The organism is Sphingobium sp. SCG-1 (genome assembly GCF_002953135.1).
Classification (GTDB): domain Bacteria; phylum Pseudomonadota; class Alphaproteobacteria; order Sphingomonadales; family Sphingomonadaceae; genus Sphingobium.
The window spans coordinates 1,086,002-1,111,760 of sequence record NZ_CP026372.1; the positions used below are offsets into that span (position 1 = coordinate 1,086,002).

The window sequence follows — 25,759 nt, forward strand, 5'->3', positions numbered from 1 at the left end:
GTTCAACCCTTCGCCGCGTCGCTGCCGGCATTCTCGCTGACCCACAACGGTTCGAACGCGGTGCCCGTCATCAGCAAGGCGGAAGCGGGATAGCCCGCCGCGCCCGCTTTCTTTGCGGTGTCGACGGCCATGTCCACGGCGATCTCCTTGGTCTTGAAGGGGCCGTAGTACGTGTTGTCGAGGTTGATCTTCCATTCGCCGTCATGGTTCATGACGATGTAGCGGGCAGGGGGCAGACTGGTGGGCGGGGACATGGCGGCACCTTCAAATGATAATAACATGTCTTAAAGGTGGTGCGTCCACGCGCCTTGGCAAGAGCAGGCGCTCAACCCAGCACGTCCATCTTCGTGTTATAGTGGTGCCAGGCCATCACTGCCGCCGCCCCGCGATGCGGCCGCCAGCGCTCCGCGATCTCGCGCACGGCCTTCTCGCTGGGTCGCTCGGCCCAACCAAGGATGCGCCCGACTTCGATCTGCACGGCAAGGTCGCCGGCGGGCCAGATATCCGGCCGCCCTTCCGCGAACAGCAGGTAGATTTCCGCCGACCATCGCCCGATGCCCTTCACGAGAATCAGTTGCGCTATCGCCTCCTCGTCATCCTGCGGCAGCGCGTGCAGGTCCAGTTCGCCCGAAAGCACCAGCTCCGCGAGGCTGCGGGCATAGCCCTGCTTCTGCCGGGACAGCCCGCAGGCACGCAGCGCATCATGATCGCGGGCCAGCAACGTCTCCGGCGCACATCCTGCGCCGAGTTCCGCCTCCAGCTTGTTCCATACCGAAGCTGCCGCCGCGACGCTCACCTGCTGCCCGACGATCGTGCGCAACAATGTCTCATAACCCGGCTCGCGCATCCGCGGTTGCGGATAGCCGACCCGTTCCAGTGCCGCTGCGAACCCCGGCTCGATCCCCGCCAGCGCTTCCAGGCTGCTTCGTAACGTCTCTGCCGTAGTTACCATTTAACTCTGTCCTACAGCCGTGCAGGCACCTTATATGCGCGCGACACTTGATTTCCCCGCCGTCAACCGCAATAGGCGCAACAAGACTTTATGGAGAGCCTATATGCCCAAGCTGATCGTCGTCAACCGTAGCGGCGAAGAGACGGCCGTCGAGGGAGACAATGGTCTCTCCGTCATGGAATTGATCCGCGACAATGGATTTGATGAGCTGTTGGCATTGTGCGGCGGCTGCTGCTCTTGCGCGACTTGCCATGTCTATGCCGACCCGGCCTTCACCGACGCGCTGCCTGCCATGAGCGAAGATGAAAACGACCTGCTCGACAGTTCCGATCATCGCACCGAAGCCAGCCGCTTGTCCTGTCAGATCACCATGTCGGACGAACTGGACGGCCTGCGCGTCACCATCGCGCCTGAGGACTGATCGCAGCCCTTGGGGCGCGATCCTTCATGTCGCCACTAAAAAGCCCGGCTGCATCGTAATGCAGCCGGGCTTTTTTGGCATCCTCTCCGATGCTGTCGTCATGCGGCTGTTTCAGCCGTCATAATCTCCGCCGATGTTCTGGTTCCGCGGCGGCGCAGCGGCGGTAAGGCGCAGCGCCTCGGCCGACTGGGCCAGCGAACCGATCTCATCGGGGGTATCGTCATCGTCGATCTGCACCTTCTGCAGGCTGCCGATCAGCGAATCATGCAATTCGTGCGGAAGGACGGTTTCTTCCGCGATCTCGCGCAGGGCAACGACGGGGTTCTTGTCCCGGTCGCGGTCCAGCGTCAGTTCTGCGCCGCCCGAAATCTCCCGCGCGCGCTGCGCGGCAAGCAGGACGAGGTCGAAACGGTTGGTAACCTTGTCGACACAATCTTCGACGGTAACGCGGGCCATCGGGCCTCCTGAATCTGTGGTCTATGGTGGAAAGCGGAACCGCTAGCAGCGAAGCGCGTATGAGTCAATGAAACGGCGCGTGCACGGCGTCGGCGGGGGAGGGCAAGCAACGCTATGGCCAGCGTGGCGAAAACAGCGCAAGACTCGCTTATGGAAGAAGAAGCGAGGATCGGCCTGAAAGCGAGCGTCATTACGACCACGCTGTCCGGCAACACCATCGCCGTTATAGAGGATGGCCCGGACCTCCGATCCGCACTGCTCGACCTGATCGACGGCGCGCGGACCAGCCTGAAGCTCTGCTACTATATTTTCGAAAGCGATGAGAGCGGGCGTATGGTGCTGGCGCGCCTGATCCACGCCGCGCGGCGCGGCGTCAGGGTGACGCTGATGGTGGACGCTTTCGGCGGCGCAACGGCGGAAAACGGCTTCTTCGACGCGCTGGTCGCGGCGGGCGGACAGTTCGGCTGGTTCGGTGCGCGCCGCTCCACTCGCTACCTGATCCGCAATCATCAGAAGATTGCGATCGCCGACGACGCACGATTGTTGATGGGCGGGTTCAACGTGGGCGACGCTTATTTCGGCATACCGGAGGACAATTGCTGGCGCGATATCGGCCTGTTCCTGGAGGGGCCGGAGGTCGCCGCCATGGTGCGCTGGTACAGACAACTCTGGCGCTGGACGAAGACCCGGAAACAAAGCTTCCGCGTCCTGCGCACCCTCGTCAGGCGATGGCGACGACCCCGGCCGGTGTCTGCGCCATCGGCATTTCACTGGCTGATCGGCGGCCCGACGCGCAGGCTCTCCCCCTGGGCGCAGGTGGTGAAGCACGACCTCGACAACGGCACGCGCATCGACATGATCGAAGCCTATTTCTCGCCCGGACGCGGCATGTTGCGGCGCATCTGGCGGCTGGCACGGCGCAAGGGCGCGCGCCTCATCCTGCCCGCCAAGTCGGACAATGGCGCGACCATTGCCGCCGCGCGCCTGCTTTACGGCCCGCTGCTGAAACGTGGCGTGAAGATCTACGAATATCAGCCCTGCAAGCTGCACATGAAGCTCATCGTCATCGACGACGCCGTCTATATCGGCTCGGCCAATTTCGACATGCGCAGCCTGTTCCTGAACCTCGAACTGATGCTGCGGATCGAGGACGCGTCTTTCGCCGCGCAGATCCGCACGCTGGTCGACCGCCGCCAGCAGGAAAGCACAGCCATCACGCCCGAAGTCTACGCCGCCCGCCGCGGCCCCCTCGTGCTATTGAAGGGCTGGATCAGCTACCTGATCGTCGGCATCGCGGACTACACCGTCACCCGCCACTTGAACTTCCGCAACCCCGACGCGGATTGAAACGGAGAGGATGCTGACCTACTTCCGTTCAGCCCTTCGACAGGCTCAGGAGAGCGAAGTCGAAGCCCTCCCCTGAGCGAAGTCGAAGGGGCCTCGCTATCGCTCGGCACGACCCCTCCACTTCGCTCAGGGCGAACGGAAGTAGGGAACGCCTACTCCGCCGCCACCGCCGTCTCCGCATCGCTCAGCGGGTGCTCCAGCCGCTTGAGCATTTCCTTCGGGCACACCTGCCAGAAATGCCCGCGCCAGCGATCCCAATCGTCCAGCACCGTATGCGCCCAGCGGCTATCTGTGCGCACCGCATGTTCGGCGATCAGTACCTTAAGCACCGCTTCCCAATGCGCGCTGTCCAGCCGCTGCCACACGATGCTCTCGGGATTGGCCCGGGCGGCAAAGCTCGCATCCTCGTCCAGTATGAACGCCATGCCGCCGGTCATGCCCGCGCCGAAGTTCGCGCCGGTCCGACCCAGTATGACTGCCGTACCGCCCGTCATATATTCGCAGCCATTCGCGCCGCAGCCTTCGACCACGACCTGCGCGCCGGAGTTACGCACCGCGAACCGCTCGCCCGCCTGACCCGCCGCGAACAGCTTGCCCGCCGTTGCGCCGTACAGCACCGTGTTGCCGATGATCGTATTGTCCTTCGTCACCAGCGGCGAACTCACCATCGGGCGCACCGCGATGATGCCACCCGACAACCCCTTGCCGACATAGTCGTTGGCGTCGCCGAACACTTCGAGCGTAATGCCCTTGCACAGGAACGCCCCCAGCGACTGCCCCGCCGATCCGCGCAACCGCACCGTCAGATGCCCGTCGTTCAGCGCGGTCATCCCGTACTTGCTGGTGATCTCGGACGACAACCGCGTGCCCACCGCACGATGCGTATTCCGCACCGTGTAGGTCAGCTGCATCTTCTCGCCGCGCTCGAATACGGCCTTGGCGTCCTTGAGCATCTGCGCGTCGAGGCTATCCGGCACATCGTTGCGGAACGTCGCAAGGCTGAAGCGCCGCTCGGCATCGGTCGCATCGACCTTGGCGAGGATCGGGTTGAGATCCAGATCGTCGAGATGCTCGGCACCCCGGCTCACCTGCTTCAGCAACTCCGTCCGCCCGACGACTTCGTCGAGGCTCCGGAAGCCCAGCCGCGCCAATATCTCGCGCACTTCCTCGGCGATGAAGGTCATCAGGTTGATGACCTTCTCCGGCGTCCCCGTGAACTTGTCGCGCAACCGCTGGTCCTGCACGCACACGCCTACGGGGCAGGTGTTGCTATGGCACTGCCGCACCATGATGCACCCCATCGCGACGAGGCTCAGCGTGCCGATGCCGAACTCTTCGGCACCCAGTATCGCCGCGATCACGATGTCGCGCCCGGTCTTCAGGCCACCGTCTGTCCGCAACCGCACCTTGTGGCGCAGGCCATTCAGCGTCAGCACCTGATTGGCTTCCGACAGCCCCATTTCCCAAGGCGTTCCGGCATATTTGATGCTGGTCTGCGGCGATGCGCCGGTGCCGCCGACATGGCCCGCGATCAGGATCACGTCCGCATGCGCCTTCGCCACGCCCGCCGCGACCGTGCCGATCCCGGCCTGGCTCACCAGCTTCACGCACACCCGCGCGCGCGGATTGATCTGCTTCAAATCGTAGATAAGCTGCGCCAGATCCTCGATCGAATAGATGTCGTGATGCGGCGGCGGCGAAATCAGCGTCACGCCGGGCGTCGAATGCCGCAGCTTGGCAATGAACTCGGTGACCTTGAAACCCGGAAGCTGTCCGCCTTCGCCGGGCTTCGCACCCTGCGCGACCTTGATCTCCAGCTCTTCGGCCGCACCCAGATATTCTGCATGCACGCCAAAGCGCCCCGACGCGATCTGCTTGATGACGGAATTGGCATTGTCGCCATTCGCATAGGGCTTGAAGCGGTTCGCGTCCTCGCCGCCTTCGCCGCTCACCGCTTTCGCACCGATCCGGTTCATCGCAATCGCCAGCGTCTCATGCGCTTCGGGCGACAGCGCGCCCAGCGACATGCCCGGCGTCACGAAGCGCTTGCGGATCTCCGTGGTCGCCTCAACCTCGTCGATCGGTACGGCTTCGCGGGCGAAATTGAACTCCAGCAAGTCGCGCAGATACACCGGCGGCAAGTCCTTCACGCCGCGCGAGAATTGCAGGTAGCTGGAGTAGCTGTCGGTCGCGACCGCGGTCTGCAACAGGTGCATCAACTGCGCAGAATAGGCGTGGCTCTCCCCGCCATTGCGCTGACGATAGAAGCCGCCGATCGGCAGTTTCACGACTGCGCTGTCATACGCCGCCTCATGCCGCAGGATCGCGGAATAGTGCAGCGACGCATAGCCCTCGCCGGAAATTTTGGACGGCATGCCGGGGAACAGATCGTTCACCAGCGCGCGCGACAAGCCCACCGCTTCGAAGTTATAGCCGCCGCGATAGGAGCTGATGACCGCAATGCCCATCTTGGACATGATCTTCAGCAAGCCTTCGCAGATCGCCGTCTGATACCGCTCGATCGCTTCATTGAGCGTGATGCCATCAAACAACCCGCGCGCATGCCGGTCGGCAATACCCGCTTCGGCCAGATAGGCATTCACCGTCGTCGCGCCGACACCGATCAGCACCGCGAAATAATGCGTGTCGAGGCATTCGGCCGACCGCACATTGATCGACGCATAGGACCGCAGCCCCTTGCGCACCAGATGCGTGTGCACCGCCGCCGCCGCCAGCACCATCGCGATGCCGACGCGCTCCGCGTCGATCTTCTCGTCGGTCAGGAACAGTTCGGTCCGCCCCTCACGCACGGCCTGCTCCGCTTCCTCGCGAATGCGTTCGATTGCCGCGCGTAATTGCTCCTGGCCACCTTCCGCCGGGAAGGTGCAGTCGATCTCCGCAACCGCCGCGCCGAAGTGCCCCTTCAACTGCGTCCATGACGCGCAGGTCAGCACCGGCGAATCCAGCACCAGCACACGGCCCTGCTGCTTGTCTTCTTCAAGAATGTTCGACAGGTTGGAGAAGCGCGTCTTCAGGCTCATCACATGCCGCTCGCGCAGCGGATCGATCGGTGGATTGGTGACCTGACTGAAGTTCTGCCGGAAGAAATGGCTGACGGTGCGCGGAATGCCGGAAATCACGGCGAGCGGCGTGTCGTCGCCCATCGATCCGATGGCTTCCTTCGCGTCCTCGACCATCGGCGCCAGGATCAGTTCCAGATCCTCCAGCGTCATGTTCGCCGCGACCTGCCGCCGCGTCAGCTCCGCTTTGTCCCATGCGCACAGCGAATCGGGGGCAGGGGCGGGCAAGTCCTTCGCGAACAGGAAGTCCTTGACGTAATCGGCATAGGGCCGCTCCGCCGCGATACGGTCCTTGATCTGCCGGTCGAAATACAATTCGCCCTCGGCCAGATCGATCGCAAGCATCTCGCCCGGACCCATGCGGCCCTTGCTGACGACCGTGGTTTCGGGAACCACGACCATGCCGGTTTCCGATCCGACGATCAGCAGATTGTCCGACGTCAGCGTGTAGCGCAACGGACGTAGCGCATTACGGTCGACGCCCGCCACGACCCAGCGGCCATCGGTCATCGCCAGCGCAGCGGGACCGTCCCACGGCTCCATGACCGACGCCAGATAGTTGTACATATGCAGATGCGATTCGGGCGTATCCGCCGACTGCCACGCTTCGGGCACCAGCATGATCTTCGCGGTCGGCGCGTCGCGGCCGGCGCGGCAGATCGCCTCGAACACGGCGTCCAGCGCCGCCGTGTCGGACGCGCCCGCCGGGATCACCGGCTTGATGTCCTCGGACTGCTCGCCGAAGGCCAGCGACGCCATCTTGATCTCGTGGCTCTTCATCCAGTTCTTGTTGCCGCGGATCGTGTTGATCTCGCCATTGTGCGCCAAGGTACGGAACGGCTGCGCCAGCCACCACTGCGGAAAGGTGTTGGTCGAATAACGCTGATGGAAGATCGCGACGCGGCTCTCGAATCGCTCGTCCTGCAAGTCGGGATAGAAGACCGACAGCGATTCCGCGAGGAACAGCCCCTTGTAGATGATCGACCGGCACGAGAGCGAACAGACATAGAAATCGTTAATCTGCGCCGCGACGACCTTCTTCTCGATCCGGCGGCGGATCAGGTAAAGATCCTTCTCGAATTCCCCAACATCGCGTTCCTCGGGCATCGGCCCGGCGATCATGATCTGCTCGATCTCGGGCCGCGTCCGCTGCGCCTTCTCGCCGATTACGGAGACGTCGACCGGCACCTGCCGCCAGCCATAAATCTTGTACCCCGCGTCGATGATCTCGCTCTCGACAATGGTGCGGCACGTCTCCTGCGCCGACAGATCGGTCCGCGGCAGGAACACCATGCCGACAGCCAAGCGGTTCGGCAGTGGCTTATGCCCGCTATCCGCAATCGCATCGTCGAAGAACCGCACCGGCAAATCGACATGAATCCCCGCGCCATCGCCGGTCTTCCCATCGGCATCCACGGCCCCACGGTGCCACACGGCCTTCAACGCATCGATCGCCGAGGCGACCACGCGCCGGCTTGGCTTGCCATCCGTCGCCGCAACAAGGCCTACACCACAGGCATCGCCTTCGAACTCGGGACGATACATGCCCTCCTGCGCGATGCGAAGACGTTCGGATTCCATATGGTCCATCATTGTGCGACCTTCTTTGCGTCTGCGCCGATGAGCGCCTCAAGGCGCTTGCGTTCGGCTGGGGTTAGATCGTTGTAGGTGCGCGGCTTGGGCAGCGCTTCCATTTGGGCCATCGATTTCTTCATAATCTCTGGCATCGCCTGCATCATGGCGGGGATCATGGTCTGGACCTTGCCGATATAATGCGGGTCGGTGGCCAGCTCCATGAAGCCGCTGCCGAACTTGGCCCCGGCTGGCGTTTTCATGAACGCGTTGATCTGATCCAGTTCCGCCGCGTCGTAACGGCTGGCGAACGCCTCGGCCATGCCTTCGCGCATGTCCGGTTCGAAACGGCCCATAAACTGCCCGATGGCAGGCATCATGCTGTTCGTCATGATATCCATGCGCTTGCGAAAGTTGGGGTCCATGATCGCCATGATCTCATTGATCGTGGCGGGATTCAGCTTGTCGGCTTCCACCGCATCCATTCCGCCGGCCTTGAGCAATTCGCGAACGGGCATTTCGGTAATGCTGTCCATCATCGGGCCCATGATCTTCTGCATCATCGGCCCCATCATCCTTTCCATCGTTCCATCGGGCAGGATGATCGCGGCAACCGGACGCGCCTTCGCCAGCAACGCTGGGTTGACCGGCGCAAGCCCGCCACTGACGGACGCCGCAGGCGCAACCTGCGCCCCGAGCGGCGCAACCTGCGCCCCGAGCGGCGCAGACAGCAGCAATAGCGGAAGCGCGAGAGCCAGACGCCGCATCATGCCGCGACCCGCCCGCTGACTTCGGCACTCGCCTTCGCGCGCGCCTTGGCCTTCAGATATTTGTGCATATGGTCGGTAACATCGCGTCCATCGCGGATCGCCCACACCACCAGCGATGCGCCGCGCACGATATCACCCGCCGCGAACACGCCGTCCATCGATGTCATCATAGACTTGTGATCGACCCGCAGCGTACCCCAGCGCGTCACCGACAACTCGTCCGCCCCAAACATCTTGGGCAGGTCTTCGGGATCGAAGCCCAAAGCCTTGATGACCAGATCCGCCTCGATGCTGTATTCGCTGCCCGGATCAGGCTCCGGCGCACGGCGGCCCGACGCATCGGGCTGGCCCAGCCGCATGCCCGTCACCTTGACGCCGCTCACATGCTCGGTCCCCTCGAATGCGATGGGCGCGGAGAGCCAGACGAACTCGACGCCTTCTTCCTCGGCATTGGCGACTTCGCGCTGCGATCCCGGCATATTCTCCCGGTCGCGGCGATACAGGCACTTCACCGACTTCGCGCCCTGGCGAATGGCCGTCCGCACGCAGTCCATCGCCGTGTCGCCGCCGCCGATCACCACCACATGCTTGCCCGCCGCGTGCAGCGTGCCATCTTCATGCTCGGGAACGGCATCGCCAAAGCTCGCGCGATTGGATGCCGTGAGGAAATCGAGCGCCTTCACGACACCCTGCGCGCCGATCCCCGGCGCACGAATGTCGCGCGCTTTATATACGCCGGTCGCGATCAGGATCGCGTCATGACGCTCGCGCAGTTCGTCCATGGTCGCATCACGACCGACTTCGAAGCCTTCGTGGAAGATGATCCCGCCATCCTTCAGCCGGTTGACGCGACGCATCACCACGTCCTTCTCCAGCTTGAAGCCTGGAATCCCGTATGTCAGCAATCCGCCCGCGCGATCATGACGGTCATAGACATGCACCTCATACCCCGCAGCGCGCAGATATTCCGCCGTCGTCAGCCCCGCCGGTCCCGCGCCGATCACGCCCACCGACTGCCCGCGGGGCTTGCCTGGGACCAGCGGCTCAACCCAGCCTTCCTTCCACGCGGTATCCGTGATGAACTTTTCGACGCTCCCGATCGTGACTGCGCCATGGCCGGAAAACTCGATCACGCAATTGCCTTCGCACAGACGATCCTGCGGACAGATGCGCCCGCAAATCTCCGGCATCGTCGACGTCGCGTTCGACAATTCATAGGCTTCGCGCAGCCGCCCCTCCGCCGTCAGCCGCAGCCAGTCGGGGATGTGGTTGTGCAAGGGGCAATGCGTCGAGCAATAGGGCACGCCGCACTGCGAACAGCGCGAAGCCTGCTCCTCCGCGTCCGGCACCGGAAAGCTGGTGCTGATTTCGTTGAAATCCGTCGCACGCGTATCCGCCGCGCGCTTGTCGGGGTATTGCTGCCCCTTGATGACGAACTTCAGCATGGGCGTTTCAGCCATAATTTGTGCTCCACCACCACCATCGGCGACGGAGACGCAATATAATGGCCAAAGCCTGAAGTCACGGGCTTTTTGGCATTTAGGTCAGTTTATGTTACCTATTATGGCGTCTTTCCGGGCGGAGGCCGACAATCCCCGCAATAATATTTCAACCTAAGTGGCCGATGTGGACCTATCGTAGGAAAAGCCAGATCAAAGCGGCACTCCCTGCCACGATTCGATACCAGGCAAAAGGCGTGAAACCGTGGCGCGATACGATCCCCACGAACCACTTGATGACCAGCACGGCCACGATGAAGGCGACCACGAAGCCGATGGCGATATCGGTCCAGTTGATCCCGCCCGACATTACGAGCGCGCGCTTGTCGGCCAGTTCCAGAACTGTCGCCCCCAGCATCGTCGGAATCGCCAGGAAGAAACTGAACTCCGCCGCTGTCCTGCGCTCCACCCCTAGCGACAATGCGCCCATGATCGTCGCGCCGGACCGGCTGACGCCGGGGATCATCGATATGCACTGGATGAAGCCGATCCCAATGACGCGGACTAGCGGTATCTCGGCGATCCCCACGATATTGGCGGATCGTATCAGGCGTTCGATTATCAGGATCGCGACGCCTCCGACGATCAGGGCCACCGCGACCGTCTTCGGCGATCCCAGCAATGCTTCGATCTGATGGTGAAGCAGCAGCCCGATCACGGCCGCGGGAATGAACGCCACCACAAGGTTGCGCAGGAAGCGCCAGGATACGGGGTTCCCCTGGATCAGCCCCACCGCCACGGCCCAGAATGTGCGCCAGTACAGCACCACGACCGCCAATATCGCGCCCAGCTGAATGACCACATTGAACATGGCCCATTGCTGCGCATCATATCCCATCAACTCGCTGGCAAGGATGAGATGCCCCGTCGAGGACACGGGCAGGAACTCGGTCAGTCCCTCGACAATGCCGAGAAGGACGACCGTCAGAAGGTCGGTGGCCACAGTTCAGCTTGTCCCTTTTCGCAGATGTTCAGGCTTCCGCACGTCCGGCAAAGCGCCCGTGCCGCCGGTATTTCACCAGCCAGCCATCAGCCACCGCCGCGATGGGCGTGGGCGTGATGCCAAGTTCCGCAAAGCCCGCGGCGCCCGGCGCGACCACATTGTCGCGGCCCAGCATCTTGAGCTGGTCGCTGGTGATCGGTCCGCCCGGCAGCATCGCAAGCGCCGAGGCCGCAGGCGCGGGTACATCCACGAACAGCTTCTTGCGGCCGATGGCATCCGCGACCCAGCGATTGATCTCCTCCATCGTCAGCACTTCCGGCCCGCCCAGTTCGAACGTCTTGCCATTTTGGCTGGCGTCGAGAGCCAGCGTCGCTATCGCCCGCGCCACATCGACGGCATAGACGGGCTGGAACTTGGTTTGCCCGCTTATCACCGGCACAACCGGTGCCATTCGGATCAACTGCGCAAAGCGATTGAGGAACTGATCTTCGCGTCCGAACACGATCGAAGGCCGCACGATAATGGATTGCGGCAAGGCGGCCCGCACCGCTGCTTCGCCTTGGCCCTTGCTCCGTCCATAAGCCGATGCACTGTCGGCGTCCGCGCCGATCGCCGATACATGGACAAGGCTTCCCACACCTGCCGCAGTGGCCGCCTTGGCTACCGTTTCCGCGCCCTCCCGGTGAACGCGGTCGAACGCGCCGCTCAATATCCCGACCAGATTGACCACCACGTCGGCCCCCGCGACGGCGCGCGCCACGCTGGCCGGCTTAGTGATGTCCGCCGACATAAGCTGCGTCTGGCCAAGTCCGCCCAGCGGCTTGATCCGCAGCGCATTACCCGGATTGCGCTCCGCAACGCGGATGCGCGCGCCGCGTGCGAGCAGCTCCTGCGCCACATAGCGGCCCAGAAAGCCGCCGCCGCCGAAAATCGTAACCAGCCTGTTTTCCATGAGGAACTCCGCCACCAAAAGCGAAAAGGGAATATCAGCCTTTCCCTTGCCCCACCGGCGCGCGGGAGACAACCGCGTCGATGCCATCCTGCAAAAATATAGCGCCGCAAAAAATGTGGGGAAGCAATTGACACCCTCCCGGCCTGCGACTATCCGCCGCTGCCTACCCCGTGCCCAGATGGCGGAATTGGTAGACGCACCAGCTTCAGGTGCTGGCGATCGCAAGGTCGTGGAGGTTCGAGTCCTCTTCTGGGCACCACTACTGGCTCTGGCAGCGTCCAGATAAGTCCAGTAAGCGGCTGGTTTCACAGCATTTCTTGACCGAGAATCGCCAGACACCGTCCGGCGAAATCCGGCTAAGGGCACCAGCAGCGACCACAAAATGCTGCTCTTTTTGGTACCCTCGGATCGACCCGGCCTTGCTGGGAAAACGACCATGCTGACCTACATCCAGATCAATGCCGCCAAGCCGAGAGCGAAGGCCTGGAACCTAACCGATTCTCAAAACCTCTATCTCGTCATCCAGCCCAACGGCTCGAAGCTATGGCGCTTCAACTACCGCTTCCTAGACAAGCAGAAGAAGCTTCATCTCGGCGGGTGGCCAACCATAAGCCTCGCTGAAGCGCGTGTTCGGCGCGACGAGGCCAAGAGAAAGATTGCCGAAGGGATCGATCCGGCGCTGGAGAAAAAGCGCGCACGGATCGCTGCGAAGTACGCCGCTGCCAACACCTTCGAGGCGGTCGCCGAGGAATGGCTCGTCAAATGCGAGCGCGACGGTCTCGCGCCGGTGACCGTCGACAAGATCCGCTGGCTTCTCGCCAAGGCTTATCCCTTGATCGGCACGATCCCGATCGCGCAGATCACACCGCACGAGGCGCTCGCTGTCCTTCGCAAGGTCGAGGCGACCGGCGCGTACGAAAGTGCGCGCCGCATGCGCAGCGTCCTGAGCCGGGTGTTTCGCTATGGCGTCGCGACCGTACGATGCGACAAGGACGTCGCGGCCGATCTTCGCGGCGCGATCGCCGTGCCCAAGGTCAAGCATTTCGCGGCCATCACGCGGCCTTCCGAGGTCGGCGCTTTGCTCCGGGCCATTGACGGCTATAGCGGCCACAAGGTCACCGTCATGGCAATGCGGCTCTCCCCACATGTGCTGCTTCGGCCCGGCGAGCTGAGGCAGGCCGAATGGACCGATATCGATTTCGACGAGGCAATCTGGTTCATCCCTGCGGAGCGCATGAAGATGCGACGGCCGCACCGGGTGCCGCTGTCACGGCAGGTGATCGCGATGCTCAAAGAGCTTCACGAGCACACGCACTGGTGGAAATACCTGTTCCCGTGCCTCGGCAAGCCGCGCAAGGCGATGTCGGAGAATGCCGTCAACCAAGGTCTGCGCAAGCTCGGCTACACGACCGACCAGATGACCGCGCATGGCTTCCGGGCGATGGCCGCGACGCTGCTCAACGAGATGGGCGAATGGAACCCTGACGCTATTGAGCGCCAGCTCGCCCATGTCGACACCAACCAGGTCCGGCGCGCTTATGCGCGCGGCGAATATTGGGATGAGCGCGTCGAAATGATGCAGCACTGGTCGGATCATCTTGATCTGCTGCGCGACGGTGGGAAGGTCCTCCGACCCGACTTCCGGGCCGCCAGGCTACAGACAAAAGCCTGACTGATCTTGAAGCGCCGTCGCTGTGCGGCGCTTCATTTCTTTCTTTGCCTCATCGACCGGCCTACCGGAGCGCCCAACCGGACCATTGCGGTACACAATATATCCGTTATCCTAGATATATGGATAACGATTCGGCTATCACGATACTCGGTGCATTGGCGCAGTCGACCCGCCTCGACGCGTTTCGACTGCTTGTTCGGCATGAGCCCGAAGGCCTTGCAGCCGGCGAGGTCGCGAAGGCGCTCGACGTGCCGCAGAACACCATGTCGGTGCATCTCGCTACCCTGGCGCGCGCCGGGCTGATCCGGTCCGAGCGGCGCAGCCGCGTCATCAACTACCGCGCCGATCTCGATCAGTTGAAGGCGCTCACCCTGTTTCTCGTGAAGGACTGCTGCGGCGGTAAGGCGGAGCTTTGCGAGCCGCTGATCGCCGAGCTCACCCCCTGCTGCTGAAGGCCTTCCATGACCGTCGATATCATCATCTATCACAACCCCGAGTGCGGGACGTCGCGCAACACGCTGGCGATGATTCAGAACCCCGGCCGACAACGATCCCCTCCAGCAGTCGGTCGCGACGGGACGCTTGCGCAAGCTCAAGGTCATGGACTTGGCCGAGGATATCGGCGGCGGCCGCTACCGGCTTGCGGCGGGGCTGGAGGACACGCTGCGCCGGATGGGCGAGCGCGGCGACATCGTCCGCCTCATGCAGCGCGAATTGAGCGCACGCAGGCTTGACCGCGCCGGGGTCGAGCAGGTGGTCTCTACCAACCTCTCCGAACCGATCGTCGGCCGCGTGATCCATCGTGGATTTTCCGACGAGCATCGCGATCGCCATTTCCTGATGATCGATGGTACCGACGGCCGCGTCCATTATGTCGATGTTGGGCGTGGCGACGGGACGCCCGGTGTGCCCGAAGGCGCGACGGTCAGGATCGAGCCCAAAAGGCTGTCGGCGACCCAGGCGGATCGCACGGTCGCTGCCATCGCCCACGCGAATGGCGGCCGCTATTCGGTCGACCTGCATTTGGCGCACGATCCCAATGCCAGCGAGGCATTCGCGACCAGCCACGTCCGCAGGCTGGAGGCGATGCGGCGCGACGGTAACGGTCCCGAGCGGTTGCCGGACGGAAGCTGGGCTGTTGCAGATAATCATCTGGCGAAGGCGGAAGCTTTTGCCCACCGCCAGCAGCGTAATCGGCCGGTGACGCTGTCGGTGCTGTCCCGCACGCCTGTCGCCGAACTTGCTTCGAGGGATGCCCCGACTTGGCTCGACCGTGCAATTGAAGGTTCTGCGCTCGCCCCGCGCGACGTCGGTTTTGGCCGCGAGGTCAGGACGGCGCTCGCGGCCCGGCGGCAATGGCTGATCGAGCAGCGACTTGCCACCGGCGAGCACGGGACTTTTCGGATGCGCGATGGTGCGGTCGAGACGCTGCGCGAACGAGAATTGCGTGGCGCCGCAGCAGGCCTCGCCGACCGGTTCGGCAAGCCGTTCGAACCGGCCCGAATGGGCGAGCGTGTCGAGGGTGTGATCGCGCGTCGTGTCGATCTGGAAAGCGGCAGTTATGCGCTGGTCGAACGGTCGCGGGATTTCACACTCGTGCCCTGGCGCGATGTGCTTGAACGCAATATCGGCAAATCGGCATCCGGCATCCTGCGCAGTGACGGCATCAACTGGCAGTTCGGGAGAGGGCGCTCTGGGCCGACTATCGGCTAAGGTCAGCCCGTACATCGGACGCGCGAAAGCGCCCTAATCCGCGCCGCAACGCGCTCAGTTCTGCAATGAAATCTGGCGACAGCCGTCAATGCACAATTTCATCAGCTTCTCTTCTTGGCTAAGGATCGCTCCGCATAAGCCATTGCGACCACGGTGGATCGTTATTCTATGTCCGCCCCGCCATATTCGATGTAAGACGTAGAAGGATGACTCTCGGGGGGAGGGGGGCGTGATTAGTGCAGAGGATCGGCGTCACAGCCTCAAGAGCATCCGGCGGCTTACGATCCTGGCGCAGGATCCGGCGGTTCTGATCAACGGGCGCCTGGTCCGCGCTCAGGTCGAGATCCCTGCCGAGGAACTCCTGCCCGGCCCGTGCGGCTACCGTGTAAATGTCATCGACTATGACGCTAGCGCGAACCTGCTCTACCAGCCGCTCACGCTCGGTTCGGCGCTAACCGACGAAGACGATCCCTACAAGGATCACAGCGACGCGGATCTCCTCGCAGATCCGCGTTTCCATGCGCAGAACGCCTATGCCATCTCGATGCGCATTCTCGCCCGCTTCGAGTTCGCGTTGGGTCGCCGCATTCCCTGGGGTTGTGCCGGCCACCAGCTTCATATCGCGCCGCACGCCTTTGCCGACCCAAATGCCTTTTATTCGCGCGAAGACCGCGGGTTGTTCTTTGGGTACTTCGCGGTTCCCAAGGTCGATGGCGCCGGTCACGACACCGTCTTCACCTGCCTGTCGCACGACATCGTCGCGCATGAGACGACGCACGCGCTGCTTGATGGATTGCGCGCGGGATTCATGGAGCCATCGCTGCCGGACCAAGCGGCCTTCCATGAAGGCTTTGCAGACGTGGTCGCGTTGCTTTCGATCTTCGCTCTTCCCGAGACAATCAGGCGTCTCATCGCTGGCGATGATGACAGCCCCTTGGTGGATGAAGCGCGCCTGACGGAAGCGAGCCTGCGCCAGTCAGCCCTGTTCGGTCTTGCCAAGCAGATGGGCACCGCCTTGTCCGGCATTCGCGGTCAAGCCCTTCGCCGCTCGGTCGAGCTGGTTCCAGGACGCGACTATCTCAGCGATCCCGAGTTTCTTGAGGAACATGCCCGAGGCGAGCTGGTAGTTGCGGCCATGCTTCGCGCGTTTCTCGCGATTTGGGTCCAGCGCCTTTCCCGATTGGGAACGATCGGCCCGGGGCAGAAGAATCTCAGCCTCGTCATTGAAGAAGGTGCGCGCGCCGCCGACCATCTGTTGACGATCGCCATCCGGGCGATCGATTACTGCCCGCCGGTCGATCTCAGCTTCTCGGACTATCTCTCGGCGCTGCTGACGATCGACCGCGAGGTGGTTCCCGATGACCGCTATGGCTATCGCTTGGCACTGCTCGACAGTTTCGCGAGCTACGGCATCAGGCCGTCGCATAATGCCGGATCCGACGGGACTTGGAAGCGCTGCGACCGGACTTTCGTGCATAGCCGGACGCATTTTGACTCCATGCTGCGCGACCGTGAGGAGGTTTTCCGTTTTGTCTGGGAAAATCGCGTCCCGCTTGAGATCGGCGATGTCGGCTATATCGAGATCCAGTCGGTCCGCCCAAGCATCCGCGTAGCGCCCGATGGGTTCATTCTGCGCGAGACGATCGTCGAATATGTTCAGAGTCTGACCGCGACCGCAGGGGAACTGGGGACCACCTATAACGTGTCCGTTCCCGATGGGGTACCCAAATGGAAACCGTTGCGCATTCTCGGCGGCGGGACGCTGATCTTCGACGAATATGGTCAGGTCAAATATCAGATCGCCCACCACCTCAACAAGTCAGCCGCCGACCGCGAATGGCAGGCGCGCCGGCTCCAATATCTGTCGGATCGCGGTTCGCTCGATCTTCAGGTCGATATGCGTGGCCGCTTCGCCTTGCTTCACATGACACGGGCCACCGATGGCGGTGCCGTCCCCGACGGGCCGCCGTCGCGGCCGGGGGCGAAGGAGCGTGATCATGGCTAAGCCGGTCAGCGCCACCGTACGCACCTACCAAGTCGGCTTCGGCGACTGTTTTCTGCTCAGCGTGCTGTATGCGGATCAGAGCGAGAAACACGTCCTGATCGATTTTGGCACGACCAAGTTGCCACCTGAAGCGCCCAAAACTCGGATGAGCGACATTGCCGGCAATATCGCCGAGCGGTGCGGCGGCAAGCTGACCGCAGTTGTCGCGACGCACCGGCACCAGGATCATATCTCTGGGTTTGCAACGACTGTGCAGGGACGCGGTTCGGGTGCGATCATCGCCGGCCTCGATCCCGATCTCGTAATCCAACCCTGGACCGAACATCCCGATCTGGCGACGGACGCGACGGCAAGTGCCCGGGCCGACGGTACCAAGGGCATGGCCGCCGAAATTCGCTCGCTCGGGGCGATGCAATCCGTATCGGCGAACTATGTCGCCGAGGCGAAGCGGAATTACCGATATCTGCGCGGGTTCGACGAGAATCTGAAAAGCGAGCTCTCGTTCATCGGCGAGGACAATATCGCCAACGTCGCGGCAGTGAGAAATTTGATGGCGATGGGGCATGCCAAGCGCCGCGCCGAATATCTGCATGCCGGCCAGACGACGGCACTCGCGAAACTGTTGAATGTGAAGGTGGATGTCTTCGGGCCTCCGACTGTCGATCAGCGCGCAGCGATCAAGAAGCAGCGCTCGCGCGACCCGGGTGAATATTGGCATCTTGCCGCCAGCGCGCCGCTCGCGATCCAGGCCGAGACCGGTGCGCGCGCAGCGCCGCTTTTTCCCGACCATGTCCAAGGCCGAATCCAGAGCGAGTTTCCGGTCCAGACGCGTTGGATGATCTCCAAGGCGCGTCGGATGCGCGGCAAGCAGATGCTGCAGATCGTGCGGATGCTCGACAAGTCGCTGAACAACACCAGCCTCATTCTGCTGTTTCGGATCGGGTCGAAATCCTTGCTGTTTCCCGGCGACGCTCAGATCGAGAATTGGGGCTATGCGCTCGAGCAGGAGGCCTGGATGGCGAAGCTCGCCGAGGTCGATCTCTATAAGGTCGGCCATCATGGCAGCCTCAACGCAACGCCGAAATCGCTTTGGGCCCAATTCGAGAAGAAGTCGGAAAATGCCGAGGATCCCGAGCGGCTCGCGACGCTGATGTCGACCCTCGAAGGGAAGCATGGGCATGCGGAAGACAGGACCGAGGTGCCCCGCGAAACCCTGGTCGAGCAGTTCCGCAAGCATTCGAACCTGCACACGACACAAACGCCCGACCCCGAAAAATTCTGGCACGACTCCGTGCTCGACGTAAGTTGAGAGGAGCGATGCATGGAGCCGCGTAACGTTGTCGTTTGCTGCGATGGGACGTCAAACGAGTTCGCCAAGGACCTGACTAACGTCGCCAAGCTCACTTATGCCTTGGTCAAGGATCCCGAGCGCCAGCTGGTCTACTATCATCCAGGGCTGGGAACGATGGCGGCACCCGGATTTCCGATGCCGATCGGTAACCGCGCGGCGCGCATCGCCGGCCTTGCCTTCGGCTACGGTATCCGGGACGATCTACGCGACGCCTATGTCTTCATCATGAACCATTGGCGGCCTGGCGACCGACTCTTCCTTTTCGGCTTTAGCCGGGGCTCATATACTGTACGCGCGCTCGCCTCGCTGATCCGGATGTACGGCGTCGCAATGCCGGGCAACGCCGCGCTCGTTCCCTACGCGATTCGGATGCTGTGGGGATTGGGCGGTGACGATCGTAAAGTCCGAGCCAAGGCCTATGACCAGGCCGATCAGTTTAAGGCGAGCTTGGCGATGGCCGACTGCGCGCCCCACTTCGTCGGCGTGTGGGATACGGTCAGCTCGGTCGGGTGGGTCGGCAGCCCGGTGTCCCTTCCCTACACGCGCACCAACGATCAGATCACGATCTTCCGTCATGCGGTTGCGATCGACGAGCGGCGCGCGTTCTTCCGGACCAATTTGTTTCAAGCGTCGAGCGGACAGGATACTGAGCAGCTCTGGTTCCCCGGCGATCATTGCGACGTCGGTGGCGGCCATCCCGAAGCCGAGAGCGGCCTCTCCAAATATCCGCTCGAATGGATGGCTATTGAGGCCAGGTCAGGCGGCCTTCTCATCGACGAACCCCGACTTGCCGAGATTTTGGGCAAGGGACCTCCGGGCTATGCACCGGCGCGGCCCGACGCGAAGCTGCACGAGTCAATGGCCTGGTATTGGCGCCCTGCCGAATTCGCGCCGAAGGCGCACTGGGACAATGCAACCGGCAAGCGCGGTCTGCGGTGCAATATGTTTAGGCGGCGCAAGATGCTGACTGCACCCAAGGTGCATCGCGTCGCGTGGGAAATTCCAGGATATTCGGCGCGATTGCCAGCGGATGCGGTGTGCGTCTGAAACCCAAATGCTGCGGTGATGCCGGGGAGAAATGTTCATGGGCTTGATCCCGAAATGGCATGGCGTGGTGGAGCTTCCTCCGCTCCCCGAGCGCAGGCTGAATGTCGGCGGAAACTGGATCATTCAGCAGCCCTTTCGCGGCGCAGTGTCTCGCGCCTCGATCTCGGACTCGCAATATCCCGGCCACGACCAGATCGAGCTGCGCGATTTGGCGCCGCCGTTCGACATCGTGCTGTTGCGCCAGAGAGGAGCGCGGCGGATCAACATCGACTTGCCGGTCGTCACCGCGCAGGCATTCCCTGACTCTTCCGATCCATCGCCGGTCGCAGTGACGTGGGATAGCCATGGGATGCTCGAACAGTGGGCCGACACGCCGGCCAAGGTCCGCAAGGCTTGGGTCAACAAGTTCGATTTCCGGATCGAGGACGCGGACGAAGGCATTGAGGGCCTGCGCGTGCCGCAAATCGGGGCGCTTCATGCGATCTCCGCGCATTTCGCGGTCGGACGCCAGTTCGATGCGGCGACGGTGGTGTTGCCGACCGGGACCGGCAAAACCGAAACGATGCTTGCGACCCAAGTCTATCGCCGGCTCGAGCGGTCACTCGTGTTGGTGCCGAGCGACGCATTGCGGCGCCAGATCGCCAAGAAGTTCATTTCGCTTGGCGTGCTGCCAAAAGCGGGGGTGGTTCCAGCGGACACGGCTGGCCCGCGGGTCGCGGTGATCACCGCGGGCGTCCGGTCGGCAGACGATGCCCGCACCATCGTCGACAATGCCAATGTCATCGTGGCGCTGCCCAACAGCCTACAGGCGAGCGACCCGGGCGCGGTCGCGGTCCTGGCCGACGGCTGCTCCGATCTTATCGTCGATGAAGCGCATCATATCCGCGACCATCACCGGCGGATATCGGCATGAACATGTGTCCGGCCCGGCCCTGATGTTCCGCAAGTCGAGCGCACCGGCTGTTCCAATCGTCGATTATCTGGAGAGCGACCCCTTTATCGTCCGCTATGTCGATGGCACCTATTCCTACAATTGCTATCACATTCCGACTAACCTTGAGGCTGGGGAATATCCGCGTGAACGCATCGAAACCTGGGACTGGACCGGAGTGCCGCTCAACCGAGAATCGATGCACAAGGCCGGTGACCGCAAGACCATCCAGTATCGCGCCTTCGAGACGATCCGCGACGACTTTGACCTGATCTTCAATGACGACGGCAGCGGCGAAGCAGCCGATCTCGTCTGCCTGAAAGAGGTGGACGAGAAGACAATCCTACTCTGTCTTGTTCATTGTAAGGGCGCGCACGAGGGCCGAGTATCGGCCGATATCCGCAACTTTTATACCGTGTGTGGGCAGGCTCAGAAGTCTATCGCCGTTAAGCACGGCGGCGTGCAAACCCTGTATCACGATCTAAAGCGGCGCCACGAACTGTGGGCGCGCGAGGGCGCGACGCGCTTCCTGAAGGGCGATATGAAAACTCTGTCCTACTTCAAGGAAAAGGCGCGGCGCGCCAAGCTCGATTTTGAAGTCATCCTCGTTCAACCTGGCGCCTCGGCGCAAACTGTGAGCAGGGACGCCCTAAAGCTGTTGGCGACGACTGAGTTGTTCCTAAGCAAGACAACCGAAGCCAGTTTTCGGTTTGTTGCCTCTCCGTAGTTCAGCGCAGCATGCCAGCACCATGCGCCACGTGGTTCTTCTGCAGCGTGGGACTGGTGTTATCGTGCGTTCTAGTTAGCACGAAAATCTTCATCTTTTTGCCGATGAGGAGGCCGATCGTGGTTGAGATCGCAATACCGCCTCGCGCCGGAGCGCTCTTCTGATATACTGTAGAAGCAGCCGAAACCTCCGAGAAGGCATGAATCGGTTTGGGGGGCAAGGATGCGCATCGAATCTGCTGAAATTCGAAATTTCCGTTTGCTCGCCGACGCGGCGCTCGCGCTGGAGGGCCTGACCACCGTCATCGTTGGGCGGAACAACAGCGGCAAGACGTCGCTATCCGAGATCATGAAGCGGCTGCTGACCGACAGCAACGCCAGCTTCCAATTGGAGGATTTCTCTAGCGCGAGCTATTCTGGCTTTTGTGCCGCGCTAGATGCGCGGAACGCCGGCACCGGCGACGAGGCCGTGCGTACGCTGCTTCCTGCGATCGAGCTACGCATTCGGCTGAACTATGACATCGACCAGCCCGAATTCGGGCCGCTCGCTCCCTTCGTCGTCGATCTCGATCCCGATTGCCAGCACGTGCTGGTCGTCATCCGGTACGAGCTGAAGGATGGAGCGATCGCCGCCTTGTTCGAAGGCGCGTCGGTCGAAGCCCTTACAGACGAAACCCGCATTGCCTTTTTCCGATTGCTCCGCGAGCGCGTGTCTCAACATTATTCCATGACGATCCGTGCCGAAGACCCGAACGACGCGACCAACGTTCGCGTTATGCAGCCCGGATCACTGAAGCACCTCGTCAAGACGGGCTTCATCAACGCGCAGCGCGGGCTCGACGATGTGACATCGCGCGAGTCCGACGTGCTCGCGAAGGTGCTGGAGAGTATGTTTAGCATGGCAAGCTCAGAGGCGGCCGATGAGGGCGACAAGGCGATCGCCGACGCGCTGACGACTGCGGTTCAGGATATCCAGACGCAGCTCGACCAGAATTTTGCCGGCCAGCTTTCGAAGCTGCTGCCAACGCTCAAAAGCTTCGGCTACCCGGGTCTAGGTGGTCAGGACCTCCAGACCGAAACGATACTCGACGTGAAGCGGCTGCTCTCTAATTTTACCAAAGTCCGCTACGCCGGTTTCGGTGGCGTGCCGCTGCCCGAATCTTATAACGGCCTCGGCGTCCGCAACCTCATCTTCATCCTGCTTCAGCTCGTCGGCTTCTACAAAGCCTATCGCGCCGAGCCGGTCGCCGCCGGCGTCCATCTCGTCTTCATCGAAGAGCCCGAAGCGCATCTCCACCCGCAGATGCAGGAAGTCTTCATCCGACAACTCGCCAACATCGCCAAGCAGCTCGTCGACGGGACCGAAGATGATGTGACTTGGCCTGTACAGTTCGTCGTCTCCACCCATTCATCGCACATCGCCAACGCGGCGGGCTTCGAGAGCATCCGCTACTTTCTGGCTGTTGCAGCGCCTGATGCCCCGGCTGGCGTTCGCCAGACGCGAATCAAGGACCTCCGCAGGGGTCTCGCCGATAAACCGGAGCCCGAAAAGCGCTTCCTCCACCAGTATATGACCCTGACCCGCTGCGACTTGTTCTTTGCCGACAAAGCCATCCTGGTCGAAGGCCTCAGCGAACGGCTGATGCTTCCCGGCATCACCCGCAAGTTCGAGCTGGCCGAGCCAGAGGCGCCAAAGCTGTCGACGCAATATACTTCGATCATCGAAGTCGGCGGCGCTTACGCGCATCGGTTCGTCGATCTTCTCGAATTTTTGGAGCTGCGCACGCTGATCATCACCGATCTTGATTCAACGCTGGTCAACGGCGGCGAAGCCTGCGCCGTCCATCTCGGCACCGCGACGAGCAATGCCTGCATCAAGAGCTGGTTCGACGACGACCCGCTGACGCTCGCCGTCATCGCGGCGAAACCTGACGACGCAAAACGCAAGGGATGCAGCCGTATCGCCTATCAGTGTCCCGAAATACTTGGCGGACCATGCGGCCGGACCTTCGAAGATGCGTTTATCCTCGCTAACGCAGCCAAGTTCGGCGTTGCCGGTGCCGACACGCACGCGCTGGAGATCGCTGCGCGGGCCAAGGCTGCGACCTTCAAGAAGTCCGACTTCGCGCTCACCTACGCGATCGAGGACGAAGACTGGGGCGCGCCAAAATACCTGACAGACGGAATCCGCTGGCTCGCCCACGAGGATGTGCCGCCCACCGATCCCGTACTCGCTGTTGCGATCGCGGTGGCGGCTGAAGCCGAAGCCAATGTCGAAGCCGCACCCGAGGACGGAGCGGCTGCCGGTGCCTGAGACACCCGCCGAGGAAGCCAGCCGCATCGCGCTTGAGCGCGTCTATGCCGCCCTGGCTGAGGGTCGCAGTTTTCGGCTCGAGGCCGGCGCTGGCGCCGGCAAGACCTACTCGCTGATAAAGGCGCTCGAATATCTGATCGGAAAGCACCGGCGCGAAATGCCACGGCGCGGCCAACAGATCGCGTGCATCACCTATACCAATGTCGCGCGCGACGAGATCGAGGCGCGGATCGACCGTCATCCGATCATATATTGCGATACCAATCACGGCTTTTGCTGGAGCCTGATCGGCGGATTCCAGCGCCAGTTGCGCGAACTGGTCGCTGCAATGCCAGTGTGGCAAGAGCGGCTCGAAGAGGCCGGCGGCATCGGCAACCGCACGATCGATTATAGTCTCGGCCACCGTTCGGTGCGCGACACGGCCATCTCACTTGGCCATGATGACGTCCTACCGCTGACCATCTCACTCATGGAGCAGCCCAAGTTCCGTCGCCTGATCGCGCAGCGCTTTCCAGTCATACTCATCGACGAATATCAGGATACCGACGCGGCATGGGTCGAGGCAATCAAGCAGCATTTTCTGGGTGTCGAGGGCTCACCTTTGTTCGGTTTCTTCGGCGATCATTGGCAAAAAGTCTACGGCACTGGATGCGGCGAATTGGCGCACGAGGCGGTCGAGGAAATCGGAAAAGGCGCCAACTTCCGTTCGGTCCAGCCCGTGGTCGACGTGCTCAATATGATGCGGCCAGCGCTCCCACAGTTCGTCGAAAAACCTGAACTACCAGGCGAGGCGCGCGTTTTCCTGACCAATGGTTGGGCCGGGCAGCGCCGCACCGAAGCGCATTGGCGCGGTGACCTGCCCGCGGAAGTGGCGAGCCAAGCGCTGGAGATGACTCGAGCGCAACTCGAGGCCGACGGTTGGACGATCACACCGCAACACACCAAAATCCTGATGCTTACACATCGTGTGCTCGCGACCGAGCAAGGCTATGCCAGTCTTCCCGGCGTTTTCCGCTTCAACGACGCGTTCACGAACAAGGAAAATCCTTACATCTCCTTCTTCGTCGATGTGCTGGAGCCGGCCTGCGATGCCTACGTAGCGCGTCAGTTCGGTCGCATGTTCGAAGCGCTCGGCGGGAGCGTGCCGCATCTGCGCCGCCCGGCCGACAAGGCGGGGTGGGCCAACGCGATGGCCGCGCTAGTTGCAATCCGGGCCACCGGCACGGTCGGTGATGTCATCGACCATCTCGCAGCAACGCGGCGTCCGCGCTTACCCGATGTCATTTCAGATCGCGAGCGCGAGTTGGCGGCTTTCGACCGCGATGCCGGCGAGCAGATGCCTGCTCTGCTCGCTGAGATCGAAAACCTCCGTGCCATCAGCTATTCTGAGATTCAGGCGCTTCGGCGCTATTTGGACGGCTCGTCGCCGTTCGAAACCAAGCATGGCGTGAAGGGCGCCGAATTCGAGAACGTCCTGGTGATCGTCGGTCGGGGCTGGAACATGTACAACTTCAACGAAATGCTTGAGCTAGCATCCGCGCCGGCGATTCCGGCCGGGCGCCGAGGCGCTTACGAGCGCAACCGTAATCTTTTCTACGTTGCGTGCTCGCGACCAAAGCGGCGACTCGCGGTGCTGTTCACGCAGCTTGTATCCGACGCGGCGCAAGGCACACTGACGGCTTGGTTCGGCATCGATAATATCGAAACACTACCGCTCTGACATGCAAACGGCTGGGGAATGCCCATTGCTAGAGGGGGCTAGGCCTCGCCGACGAAAGTGGCCGAAGCCGAAGGCGTGGCTAAACGTCGCAATTTTGGGAGAGGGAAATTATCAAGCGGGTCATCTTGACTGCCGCAAAATAACACAGAAATACACACTTGTGTGGCAACTCGAAGTCCGCGATGGTGCCGTCGGTTCAGGAGCAGTCGCGGTGGCATATCCAATTCGTATCCAGGTTCTACTAAATCGACCCGAAGCGGAACGCTTTGAGCGCTTCTGTGAGGCGCG

20 protein-coding genes, 1 tRNA gene and 1 pseudogene are annotated in these 25,759 nt (G+C 62.2%); 14 read left to right on the top strand and 8 right to left on the bottom strand.

All coding sequences use genetic code 11. From position 1 onward, the window contains the following. Positions 1–2: 2 nt before the first annotated feature. Entirely contained in the window at positions 3–254 is a 252-nt protein-coding gene (locus tag C1T17_RS04970; protein ID WP_104955006.1) for a DUF2188 domain-containing protein, read from the bottom strand. A gap of 71 nt (positions 255–325) precedes the next feature. Next, positions 326–952, bottom strand: a complete 627-nt coding sequence (locus C1T17_RS04975) for a DNA-3-methyladenine glycosylase family protein (RefSeq protein WP_104952493.1) — start codon at positions 950–952, stop codon at positions 326–328. 103 nt (positions 953–1,055) lie between these two features. Here C1T17_RS04975 and C1T17_RS04980 point away from each other — a divergent pair, with 103 nt between their 5' ends. Beyond that, positions 1,056–1,373, top strand: coding sequence for a 2Fe-2S iron-sulfur cluster-binding protein (locus C1T17_RS04980; protein ID WP_104952494.1), 318 nt, complete (start codon positions 1,056–1,058; stop codon positions 1,371–1,373). A gap of 111 nt (positions 1,374–1,484) precedes the next feature. Here C1T17_RS04980 and rpoZ read toward each other — a convergent pair whose 3' ends face one another. After that, on the bottom strand, positions 1,485–1,829 hold the full coding sequence (gene rpoZ, locus C1T17_RS04985; RefSeq protein ID WP_104952495.1) for a DNA-directed RNA polymerase subunit omega: 345 nt from the start codon (positions 1,827–1,829) through the stop codon (positions 1,485–1,487). Between the two features lie 150 nt (positions 1,830–1,979). Between rpoZ and C1T17_RS04990 the strand changes: the two genes are divergently transcribed. After that, complete coding sequence (locus tag C1T17_RS04990) at positions 1,980–3,176, top strand: phospholipase D-like domain-containing protein (protein ID WP_104955007.1); 1,197 nt, start codon at positions 1,980–1,982, stop codon at positions 3,174–3,176. A gap of 152 nt (positions 3,177–3,328) precedes the next feature. Here the strand turns inward: C1T17_RS04990 and gltB are convergent, their stop codons facing one another. The 5 genes from gltB to C1T17_RS05015 form a co-directional block, all read right to left on the bottom strand. Beyond that, positions 3,329–7,846 (bottom strand): glutamate synthase large subunit, encoded by a 4,518-nt coding sequence (gltB, locus tag C1T17_RS04995; protein WP_104955008.1) that lies wholly within the window; start codon positions 7,844–7,846, stop codon positions 3,329–3,331. After that, positions 7,846–8,598, bottom strand: coding sequence for a DUF2059 domain-containing protein (locus tag C1T17_RS05000; protein WP_223262804.1), 753 nt, complete (start codon positions 8,596–8,598; stop codon positions 7,846–7,848). Before C1T17_RS05000 ends, gltB begins: the two co-directional genes overlap by 1 nt. Further along, positions 8,595–10,058, bottom strand: a complete 1,464-nt coding sequence (locus tag C1T17_RS05005) for an NAD(P)-dependent oxidoreductase (protein WP_104952496.1) — start codon at positions 10,056–10,058, stop codon at positions 8,595–8,597. The genes C1T17_RS05000 and C1T17_RS05005 overlap by 4 nt, the downstream gene beginning before the upstream one ends. A gap of 172 nt (positions 10,059–10,230) precedes the next feature. After that, the gene (locus C1T17_RS05010; protein ID WP_104952497.1) at positions 10,231–11,040 is read right to left on the bottom strand and encodes an undecaprenyl-diphosphate phosphatase; all 810 of its coding nucleotides are present in this window, start codon (positions 11,038–11,040) and stop codon (positions 10,231–10,233) included. Between the two features lie 28 nt (positions 11,041–11,068). Next, positions 11,069–11,992, bottom strand: a complete 924-nt coding sequence (locus tag C1T17_RS05015; RefSeq protein ID WP_104955010.1) for a complex I NDUFA9 subunit family protein — start codon at positions 11,990–11,992, stop codon at positions 11,069–11,071. Positions 11,993–12,164: 172 nt separating this feature from the next. Between C1T17_RS05015 and C1T17_RS05020 the strand changes: the two genes are divergently transcribed. The 12 genes and pseudogenes from C1T17_RS05020 to C1T17_RS05075 all read left to right on the top strand — a co-directional run bounded on the left by C1T17_RS05020 (position 12,165) and on the right by C1T17_RS05075 (position 25,471). Further along, positions 12,165–12,251 (top strand) — tRNA-Leu (locus tag C1T17_RS05020). A gap of 177 nt (positions 12,252–12,428) precedes the next feature. After that, entirely contained in the window at positions 12,429–13,664 is a 1,236-nt protein-coding gene (locus C1T17_RS05025; RefSeq protein ID WP_104952498.1) for a tyrosine-type recombinase/integrase, read from the top strand. Between the two features lie 119 nt (positions 13,665–13,783). Continuing rightward, positions 13,784–14,116: an ArsR/SmtB family transcription factor gene (locus tag C1T17_RS05030; protein WP_104952499.1), complete on the top strand. Its 333-nt coding sequence runs from the start codon at positions 13,784–13,786 to the stop codon at positions 14,114–14,116. A gap of 9 nt (positions 14,117–14,125) precedes the next feature. Further along, positions 14,126–14,206: pseudogene (locus C1T17_RS05035) on the top strand (arsenate reductase); the annotation flags it as partial. A 40-nt stretch (positions 14,207–14,246) separates the two neighbouring features. Continuing rightward, complete coding sequence (locus C1T17_RS05040) at positions 14,247–15,377, top strand: DUF3363 domain-containing protein (protein ID WP_223262805.1); 1,131 nt, start codon at positions 14,247–14,249, stop codon at positions 15,375–15,377. A gap of 229 nt (positions 15,378–15,606) precedes the next feature. Then, positions 15,607–17,382, top strand: coding sequence for a hypothetical protein (locus tag C1T17_RS05045; protein ID WP_223262806.1), 1,776 nt, complete (start codon positions 15,607–15,609; stop codon positions 17,380–17,382). Continuing rightward, positions 17,375–18,691 carry a hypothetical protein gene (locus tag C1T17_RS05050; protein WP_104952501.1) on the top strand — a complete coding sequence of 439 codons (1,317 nt, stop codon included), beginning with the start codon at positions 17,375–17,377 and terminating at the stop codon, positions 18,689–18,691. The genes C1T17_RS05045 and C1T17_RS05050 overlap by 8 nt, the downstream gene beginning before the upstream one ends. Positions 18,692–18,703: 12 nt before the next feature. Further along, positions 18,704–19,780 carry a DUF2235 domain-containing protein gene (locus C1T17_RS05055; protein WP_104952502.1) on the top strand — a complete coding sequence of 359 codons (1,077 nt, stop codon included), beginning with the start codon at positions 18,704–18,706 and terminating at the stop codon, positions 19,778–19,780. Positions 19,781–19,817: 37 nt separating this feature from the next. Next, positions 19,818–20,693 (top strand): DEAD/DEAH box helicase family protein, encoded by an 876-nt coding sequence (locus C1T17_RS21565; RefSeq protein WP_223262807.1) that lies wholly within the window; start codon positions 19,818–19,820, stop codon positions 20,691–20,693. Beyond that, positions 20,647–21,438: a hypothetical protein gene (locus tag C1T17_RS21570; RefSeq protein WP_223262808.1), complete on the top strand. Its 792-nt coding sequence runs from the start codon at positions 20,647–20,649 to the stop codon at positions 21,436–21,438. Before C1T17_RS21565 ends, C1T17_RS21570 begins: the two co-directional genes overlap by 47 nt. A gap of 222 nt (positions 21,439–21,660) precedes the next feature. Continuing rightward, positions 21,661–23,751, top strand: coding sequence for an AAA family ATPase (locus tag C1T17_RS05070; protein WP_104952504.1), 2,091 nt, complete (start codon positions 21,661–21,663; stop codon positions 23,749–23,751). Beyond that, entirely contained in the window at positions 23,744–25,471 is a 1,728-nt protein-coding gene (locus C1T17_RS05075; RefSeq protein ID WP_223262809.1) for a UvrD-helicase domain-containing protein, read from the top strand. The genes C1T17_RS05070 and C1T17_RS05075 overlap by 8 nt, the downstream gene beginning before the upstream one ends. Positions 25,472–25,759 lie beyond the last annotated feature (288 nt).